This is a genomic window from Rhodothermales bacterium, assembly GCA_013002345.1.
Lineage (GTDB): Bacteria > Bacteroidota > Rhodothermia > Rhodothermales > JABDKH01 > JABDKH01.
The window spans coordinates 1-8,191 of the sequence record JABDKH010000249.1 but is presented as its reverse complement, the minus strand read 5'-3'; the positions used below and the strand labels follow the sequence as shown (position 1 = coordinate 8,191).

The window sequence follows — 8,191 nt, the reverse complement described above, 5'->3', positions numbered from 1 at the left end:
ACACCGACATGATCTTTTATAAATATAAAGTCCGGTCATCCTGCAGCTTGAATGGATGGCCGCCTGCCCTCGCTTCGCAAGGGCGGAGCGCGGCCATGACAAGACGAACGTCTCACCGGACTCACTGCTGTCCCAGACTCGCCGTCATCCCCGGCCCGCGGTCACCCCGTTCCACGGTCACCCCGTCCCGCGGTCATCCCGGGCCCACGGTCATCCCCGGCCCACGGTCACCCCGTTCCACGGTCACCCCGTCCCGCGGTCATCCCCGACTTGATCGGGGATCCATGGCAGGTCCGGTCAACTGCAGCTTGAATGGATGGCCGCCTGCCCTCGCTTACGCAAGGGCGGAGCGCGGCCATGACGAGACGAACGTCCTGCCAGATTCGCTGCTGTCCCAGACTCGCCGTCATCCCCGGCCCACGGTCACCCCGTTCCACGGTCATCCCGGGCCCACGGTCATCCCCGACTTGATCGGGGATCCATGGGAGGTCCGGTCAACTGCAGCTTGAATGGATGGCCGCCTGCCCTCGCTTACGCAAGGGCGGAGCGCGGCCATGACAAGACGAACGTCTCACCGGACTCACTGCTGTCCCAGACTCGCCCTCATCCCCGGCCCACGGTCACCCCGCTCCACGGTCACCCCGTCCCGCGGTCATCCCCGACTTGATCGGGGATCCGTGGGAGGTTGAGGTCATCCTGTAGCTTGAATGGATGGCCGCCTGCCCTCGCTTACGCAAGGGCGGAGCGCGGCCATGACGAGACGCCCCCGAAAAGCTCCACAGAACACCCCGACGTTTGAAGACACCCCAGGAGCACCCCCACGTTTGAAGACCTCCCCAAGTTCGCAGAAAGCCATTGCGAATAGTCTCACGACCCCATACCATTTGCATACGGCTTGACACTCGACATGGCCGGAGTGGCCTCGAGTGTCGATTGACACTTCCGCCGATGCGTCTCGGGGCGCTATCGTGCGGACGAATGCATAGTTCAACGGGGTTAACGGTCATGATGAAATCGAGATGGTACAGCTTACCTGTCGGCCTGCTTCTGGTGGCTACGGTGGTGCTCAGCGCTGACGCGCAGGACGTTCCGGAGCCCGTGGATGAGGAGGCGATTGCTACTATTCGCGAGCAGGGTCTGGAGAACAGTCAGGTAATGGAATATTTGAGCTGGATGACCGACGTCTACGGTCCGCGGCTCACCGGTTCTCCGATGCTGGATGCGGCGACGGATTGGGCAGCCAGGTCAATGGAGGAAATGGGGCTGGTCAATGTCCAGAAGGAAGCTTGGGGACCGTTCGGCAGTGGATGGACGCTCGAGCACTACAACGTGGAGGCCACCACGCCACAGGGGACATTTCCGCTGACCGCATATCCGAAGGCGTGGTCTCCGGGAACGGAGGGCCATGTGTCCGGAGAAGTCGTGATCGTTCGTGCCGAGACGGAGGACGAGCTGAACCAGTACCGCGGCAAGCTCGCGGGCAAGGTTGTTCTGATGGAAGACATCCGGGAGGTGGACGAGTGGTTCGGTCCGCTGGCAAAACGACGCGACGACACGAACCTGCTGAATCTTGCGAACGCTCCGATGCCGGGCGAACGAGGGGGGCGCCGATACAGTGAGGAGGCGATGCAGCGCTACCGGTTTCAGCGGCAGGTCGCTTCTTTCGTTCTGAGTGAGAATCCGGCAGCGATTCTGGACCGGGGCTCCAAGGGAGATTACGGCACCATCTTCGTCTCCAGTGCGCGCGTACCCGTTGCGCCCGACGCCGGATGGCGTGATGGCCCGAGCGCGTATGACATCCCCGCTCCCGAGACGGTACCACAGTTCACGGTGGCCGTTGAGCACTACAATCGGCTGGTCCGCATTGCGCAGAAGGGACTTCCCGTTTCGATTAATCTCCATCTACGTGTGGCCTTCAACGAGGAAGACCCGATGGAATACAATGTGACGGGCGAACTGGCCGGAACGGATCCTGCGATTGGCGACGAAGTGGTGATTCTGGGTGGCCATTACGACTCCTGGCATGCCGGTACAGGCGCCACTGATAACGCGACGGGCTCGGCAGTTATGATGGAGGCGATGCGCATCCTCAAGCACGTCTATGCAGAAAAGGGAACCGGGCCGCGCCGGACGATCCGTATCGGCCTGTGGACCGGGGAAGAGCAGGGCCTGCTCGGCTCACGCAGTTACGTGCAGCAGCACTTCGCTGAATCGGAAGGACTCGGTCAGCCGCCGACGGCATTGAAGCCCGAGCACGAAAAGTTCTCCGCATACTACAACATGGACAACGGCACCGGGAAGATTCGTGGCGTGTACATGCAGGGCAATGCAGAGGTAGAACCCATCTTCCGTTCGTGGCTTCAGCCGTTCAGTGATCTCGGAGCGTCGACACTTTCGTTGCAGAATACAGGCGGGACCGACCACCTCGCGTTTGATGCCGTCGGACTACCGGGATTTCAGTTCATTCAGGAACCCATGGCATACAGTACGCGGACGCATCACTCGAACATGGATGTGTACGATCACGCGGTGGCGGACGATCTGAAGCAGGCCGCGACGATCATTGCGTCGTTCGCGTATCACACGGCAGAACGAGATGAAAAGCTGCCGCGAAAGAAGTTGAAGATGGCGGAAACGGCATCGGTTGGCACGCAGTAAAGGTCCTGCCATTTCGTCTCTCTGTTGTTCTAAGCTGGATACACAAGCGTCATTCCGAGGCTGATTAACACGTCATTCCGAGCCTGTCGAGGAATCCCTGTCAACCGTCTGTCTTGACGTAACACAGACCCCTCGATGGACTCGGGGTGACGTGGTGCTTTGGTTGCCCGGTGTTGCGGACAAGCAACTGACAGCAGTCGTTCCGAGGCGGGTTCACACGTCATTCCGGGCCTGTCAAGGAATCTCTGTGAACCGAATATCCCGGGCCGGAGAATCGTCGCTTTCTCTCGACACGCCCGGCTCCGCTTGCGACGACCGACTGGCTCGCTAGCCGCCTGACAATCCGTTGGCGATGCGGCGTGCCTCTGCTTCTGTGAAGTTGCCCGTGATCAGTGCGCGACCCCCGCGGATGGGAGCGTTGATTCGTGGAGCCGAAACAAGCTTGCCGTTCACAACGATTCCGCACAGCTCTCCCACATTGATTCCCGTCCACTCCTCGAATCTCCGGGCGCCCTCTGACGTGAGAGCAACTTCGATCGACGGGTCTCCGTCAACCATACTCACGACGGCCGCACTGACGCTGTTCTGATCTATCACGACCATGTCGTGAAGGAAGAGCCGCTCGCCCGAAGGATCGAGTACCATTTCCGTCAAACCCGGGCCCGCCGTTGTTTCGGCGAGCCGGAACTCAATAGTGGCCGGATTCGATTCCGAGCACCCAAGGACCACACAGATTAGCAGAGAGAGACCAGGATAGCACTTCAAGATGTATACTCTCGTGTTGTTGGATGGGCTGACATAGTGGGTGTCCGCACAATTTAAGGGAAGGGACCACGATTACCGCCGGATGGCGGTTTTGCGTTGAAGATGCAGACACGCCACTATGAAGCAAGGAACGTGTCTCGGAAGCCTGCGGCCAGGATCACTGGTCGCAGGACATTGTCACTTTACTCGCCCGGGTACATCCGTGCCCTCGGGCGGTGATCAAAAGCCGCAGACGCTCGAATCCGACAACAGTCAGGAACCAGGCGTGATGTCAGGCTCGACCCGGACAGGGCAGCTCATGGATCGGGACACGAGGCAGTATCGGTGGGCACGATCGATCATCTGATTGGCGCGATCGGCGGATTCCGCGCTGACCTCGATCACCGGTTTGATGACAATCTCCTTGAACCGAAACCCGCCCCCGGGTGCCGGCTCAAGCGCTGCATCAGAAGTCGATCTGTAAGACTTCACATCCAGTCGCGTCTTCTCGGCGAAGAAGAAGAACGTATTGGCAAGACAGACCTCGGCAGCCGCGACGAACAGATGCTCCGGATCAAGATTCTTTCCTCCGTTCGGACTCCCGACCGCAACCGGAGGGTATCCGGGCATCTTTTCCTCACCTTCAACGCCGTTTCCGGTCCACCGGTATTCGGTGCGATAGCTCATCGGTAGACTCATCGATGCTCTCCTGTTTCGTCTGACTTGCCTGTTCAGCGTATTGATACCCAGTGCAGAGTCCGGAAGGGAAGAGGAGAGGTACTACCGGAGGTGCCATCCAGAATCCTACAGACGAGGTGCCGAATACTGGTGAGTTTGGCAATCATGCAGAAACCAGAATCCGAACCCAATGAACGCAGCGGCGAAACTTGCAACCCCCGTCCGATGTGCGCCGGATGGTTTCGGACGCCAGTCCCGACCAGACGAATCCTCATCACGAATCAGTTCGCTGGAATGGCTTGATGGAGTCCGACCTTACCCGGCGGGTTCTCTCGCGCGCTTTTCGAGGAGCCCGTCACGTCTGCGCCGAGCCTCGTCGAGCATTGGCTGGTAGTTCTCGTCTGCGTCTCCCCAGACGTCAAGGAACTCATCGTAGTACCGAATCGCCTGTTCGTCCTCGCCGAGGCGCTCCGAAATATCTGCCGCACGGGCAAAGGCTGGACCGACAAGCAAGAGGCCCCTTTCCGCCACGGCCAGGTACCAGCGCAGGGCGTCTTGTTCCCTGCCCGCGCGATCCAGGAGTTCAGCAAGCCGGAATCTGGCCGAGTCGCGGCCGCCGTCGCCCCAGAGATTGGCGAACAGATAGTGCACATTGAAAGACATCTCTTCCAGTAGCAGCAGTGCCCGGGAATCGTCTCCACGGCTTAGAGCAACGAGAGCCTCGATATACTTGACTCCATCTTCGATGAACGTTCCCGCCGTTGGGGGCGACACCTGTTCGGACAGCAGCTGCGCGTATTGCAACGCTTCGTCCTCGCGACCGGCAAGAGCCAGGGCCTCGCCGATCAACCCGATCTTCCCGACTCGGAAACTTGCTGTCGGCGCCTCACCTTCAATCCCGCGTGCAACGGCGTCTCCGGTCCCCGCGAGCAAGTCGGCCAGGACGCCGAGGGAATCCTGGCTTGCGCCAAGAAGCGGAGCCGCTGCGACCGTCGCAAGACCAACGAGCGGACCGACCGGATCAAGCCTCTCTGCCAATCGGATTTCCTGGACAGGACCTGCAACCTGTCCGGTGGCGATAGCGATCGGCGCCTCCAGGCCCTGGAGGGCAGTGCTATATTCACCAATGAGTTGTAGCACTTTACGGTAATCGTGGCCCCAAGCCCATAACTCACCAAGAGCATTCGCCCGGTATTCATCGGTTATCGATTCGAGCGCAGCCCGAATCGAGTCCACCGAGATGTCGTCCGACATCGATGCCTTGATGAGGAGGAGCGAGACAGGCAGACGACTGTCCGGCGAGATCTCCTCGACACGAGCGCGCAGCCGCTCGACTTCCTCAACGTCACCAACGTAGCGAGCAATTCGCGCAAGGTGAAGCATTGCATGCGTATTGCGGGGCTCGAGTTCTACGACTCTGGAGAACGGTTCACGTGCGGCCACACTTGACTCTCCACGGAACGGTCGGGTATGGAACATGATCTCCGCGAGCTGAAAGAGTGCCTCGACATCGTCAGGGTAGACAGCCAGATAGGCCACATATTTGCTTTCGGCTTGCTCCGTGAGTCCATCTCTCCAGCTCGCAAAGGCGTCCAGCAGCCTTCGGTCTTTCTCAGAAAGCCGCGAACTGAGTCTTTCTGCCATCACGGCGGCGTCATGCACCTGCACGGGCGACCCCGGACCCCATTCGAGGGCGATGCTCAGGCGATAGTATGCGAGAGCAAAGGTCGAGTCCAGTTCGACGGCACGTGAAAAGGCTCCTACTGCGCGTCCGAAGTCTCCCTTTCTGAAATCGCGCTCGCCTTCCAGGTATGCCTTGAGAGCGGGGAGCGAGTTTGTAGTCAGTGACGCCAGGTCGCGCGCGCGTTCGGTACGTCCCGAGGTCCCGGCCACAAGCAATTGAGAAGCAAGGCCGTCAAGGAGCTCAAAAACGTCGTCGGACGCTCCCTGCGTCGTTGCACTTCCGATGGCTTCCCGAGTGCTGGAAACGTCATAGAGATTGGCCGTGATCTCGACCTGACCACCGAGCTGAATTACGTCGCCCAGTATGAACCGGCCGGCTCCGAATCGACGGGCGATACTCTCGCCTGCTGCCGGGTCGAGCGTCGCATCGGCAAAGTCCTTTTCGACTGCCGCCTGCAGAGCCCGTGCATCGACGGTCCGCAGGTCACCAGCACCATCAAGTTTTGTACTCAGAAGACTGACCATCCCCTCACCCAGGTAGTCCAGGTCTGCACTTCCCCGGACCGAGAATGGCAACACGGCGACCACGTCTTCCGATATAGCCGGACCGCTGTCCACGTTCTTACTACCACCACGAACGACGAACCAGAGAACGACTGCGAGTACGGCGATCACGGGTAGTGCGATAGCTGCGATGCGACCAGGTGTGAAACGTGCCCGCGGCACCGCGGCTTTCGCCCGGCTTCCGGACGGGTGTGCAGCAAACGAAACCGACGACGCATGCGTCGCAATCACCTCCATCACCTCTGCCGCGGTTCCGGGACGGTCATCTGGATCCTTGGCAAGCAACCGGTCGACCAACGCGGCTGCATCTGCGGGAACGTCCGGAGCCACCTCCTTCAACGGGTCGGGTGTCTCATTCAGTATGGAGTAGATCAGGGCCGAATCGTAGTCACCCCTGAACGGCTTCAGACCGCTCAGCATCTCATACAATATCACGCCCAGAGACCACAGGTCGGACCGAGAGTCGACGTCCTCGCCACGGGCCTGCTCCGGAGACATATAGGCGGCCGTTCCGACGGTACTCCCTGCCTGTGTGAGCTGCAATCCGCCGGCCAGCTTGGCCAGTCCGAAGTCGAGAATCTTGGCCTCGCCCTCTTTCGACAACATCACATTGGCGGGCTTGATGTCCCGATGAACGATGCCCATCCGGTGGGCTTTGTCGAGACCGCGGGCTACCTGGTAGCCGAAGGCCAACATCCGGCTCGCAGTTCGAGCCGGAGCATCGACTGGCGTGGACGACAGGAAGTCGCGCAGCGTCTCGCCATCGATATACTCCATAGCGATGAATGCCTGTCCGTCCGCCTCATCCGCGTCATAAATCGTACAGATATTGGGATGATTGAGGGATGCGGCCGCGCGCGCTTCCTGAAAAAAGCGCTCCCTCGACTCGCGATCGGTTTGCACCTGCGGCGGAAGAATCTTCAGAGCGGCGATGCGCTGCAGGCGGGTATCGCGAGCCTTGAACACCTCCCCCATACCGCCGGCGCCAATTCGATCGATAATCTCGTAGTGCGATATGGTGTCGCCTGGGGTCAATTCTCTACAGGTACAGGAGTCTTTCTGGATGGTGCGATCGGGTCGGGCCGCAAAATACGGTTTTGATACGATTTGACAGTATCAAACTGCTTTGCCTGGACCTGTCCGGGGATGCCCATTGAGGGTCTCAAGCACTGGTGTGGAAATCTTCCCCATGCGGATCGAGTGCTAGAACGATGAACTGCTCAATATCGAATGTCTCGATCGTGGTAACCCGTCCGGACGAGCCCGGTCCCGAAGTGGCGAACGAGAGGGAATTGCATGAACCTCAGTACACCGTTCTACGCGCGCCTGCCCTGCCGATGTGGGGACATGGACTACAGAAGCTGTCGATAATTCGCCGCATCCGTTCCGCATCAAGAAACGTATCTGTCTGCTCATGAGATCTCTTCCGCGTGGGGAAGATGGCGAAGCGAGCGGCGGGAGGCCACTATTGCTACATGGAGTATCCGGAGGGTGATTATGAAGCACGGCAAATCATTGACGGGCCTCGCAGTGTTGATGTTTGCGGCTCTTGTCATGAATGGCTGCGACTCGGCGGACGACTCAGACATCAGCAACACTGAGTTTGAGGCCAGCGCCGAATTCAGTTACACCATCGATGTCACCAATCACACGACGATGCGTGTTGACGCGGTCAACGGAACGGTTGTCATTCGAGCCATCCCCAATGCGGGCTCGGTCGTGATAGCCGGGGAGCGGCGCGTCGGATCGGAGAGCCTCGCTGACGCACGGGACTTCTTGCGCCGGCTGACGGTGAACGTCGCTGAATCGGGGGATGAAATCGTTGCAAGAACGGAGCAGCCGGGTGACGCCCGCGGCCGGGAAT

5 protein-coding genes are annotated in these 8,191 nt (G+C 59.8%); 2 read left to right on the top strand and 3 right to left on the bottom strand.

Annotated elements, in window-relative coordinates; genetic code table 11:
• Positions 1-1,005 precede the first annotated feature (1,005 nt).
• Entirely contained in the window at positions 1,006-2,658 is a 1,653-nt protein-coding gene (locus HKN37_12305) for a M28 family peptidase (protein ID NNE47427.1), read from the top strand.
• 327 nt (positions 2,659-2,985) lie between these two features.
• Here HKN37_12305 and HKN37_12300 read toward each other — a convergent pair whose 3' ends face one another.
• The 3 genes from HKN37_12300 to HKN37_12290 form a co-directional block, all read right to left on the bottom strand.
• Entirely contained in the window at positions 2,986-3,423 is a 438-nt protein-coding gene (locus tag HKN37_12300) for a hypothetical protein (GenBank protein ID NNE47426.1), read from the bottom strand.
• 252 nt (positions 3,424-3,675) lie between these two features.
• A complete protein-coding gene (locus HKN37_12295; GenBank protein ID NNE47425.1) occupies positions 3,676-4,101 on the bottom strand; it encodes an osmotically inducible protein OsmC in 426 nt (141 codons plus the stop codon).
• Positions 4,102-4,395: 294 nt separating this feature from the next.
• Positions 4,396-7,362: a protein kinase gene (locus tag HKN37_12290; protein NNE47424.1), complete on the bottom strand. Its 2,967-nt coding sequence runs from the start codon at positions 7,360-7,362 to the stop codon at positions 4,396-4,398.
• Between the two features lie 462 nt (positions 7,363-7,824).
• Between HKN37_12290 and HKN37_12285 the strand changes: the two genes are divergently transcribed.
• On the top strand, positions 7,825-8,191 hold a 367-nt coding region (locus HKN37_12285; GenBank protein NNE47423.1), incomplete at its 3' end, for a hypothetical protein.

What these genes read in the sequence shown, in the direction of transcription:
- HKN37_12295 (NNE47425.1), bottom strand. Translation starts at nt 4,101, where the DNA reads ATGAGTCTACCGATGAGCTATCGCACCGAATACCGGTGGACCGGAAAC.
- HKN37_12305 (NNE47427.1), top strand. Translation starts at nt 1,006, where the DNA reads ATGATGAAATCGAGATGGTACAGCTTACCTGTCGGCCTGCTTCTGGTG.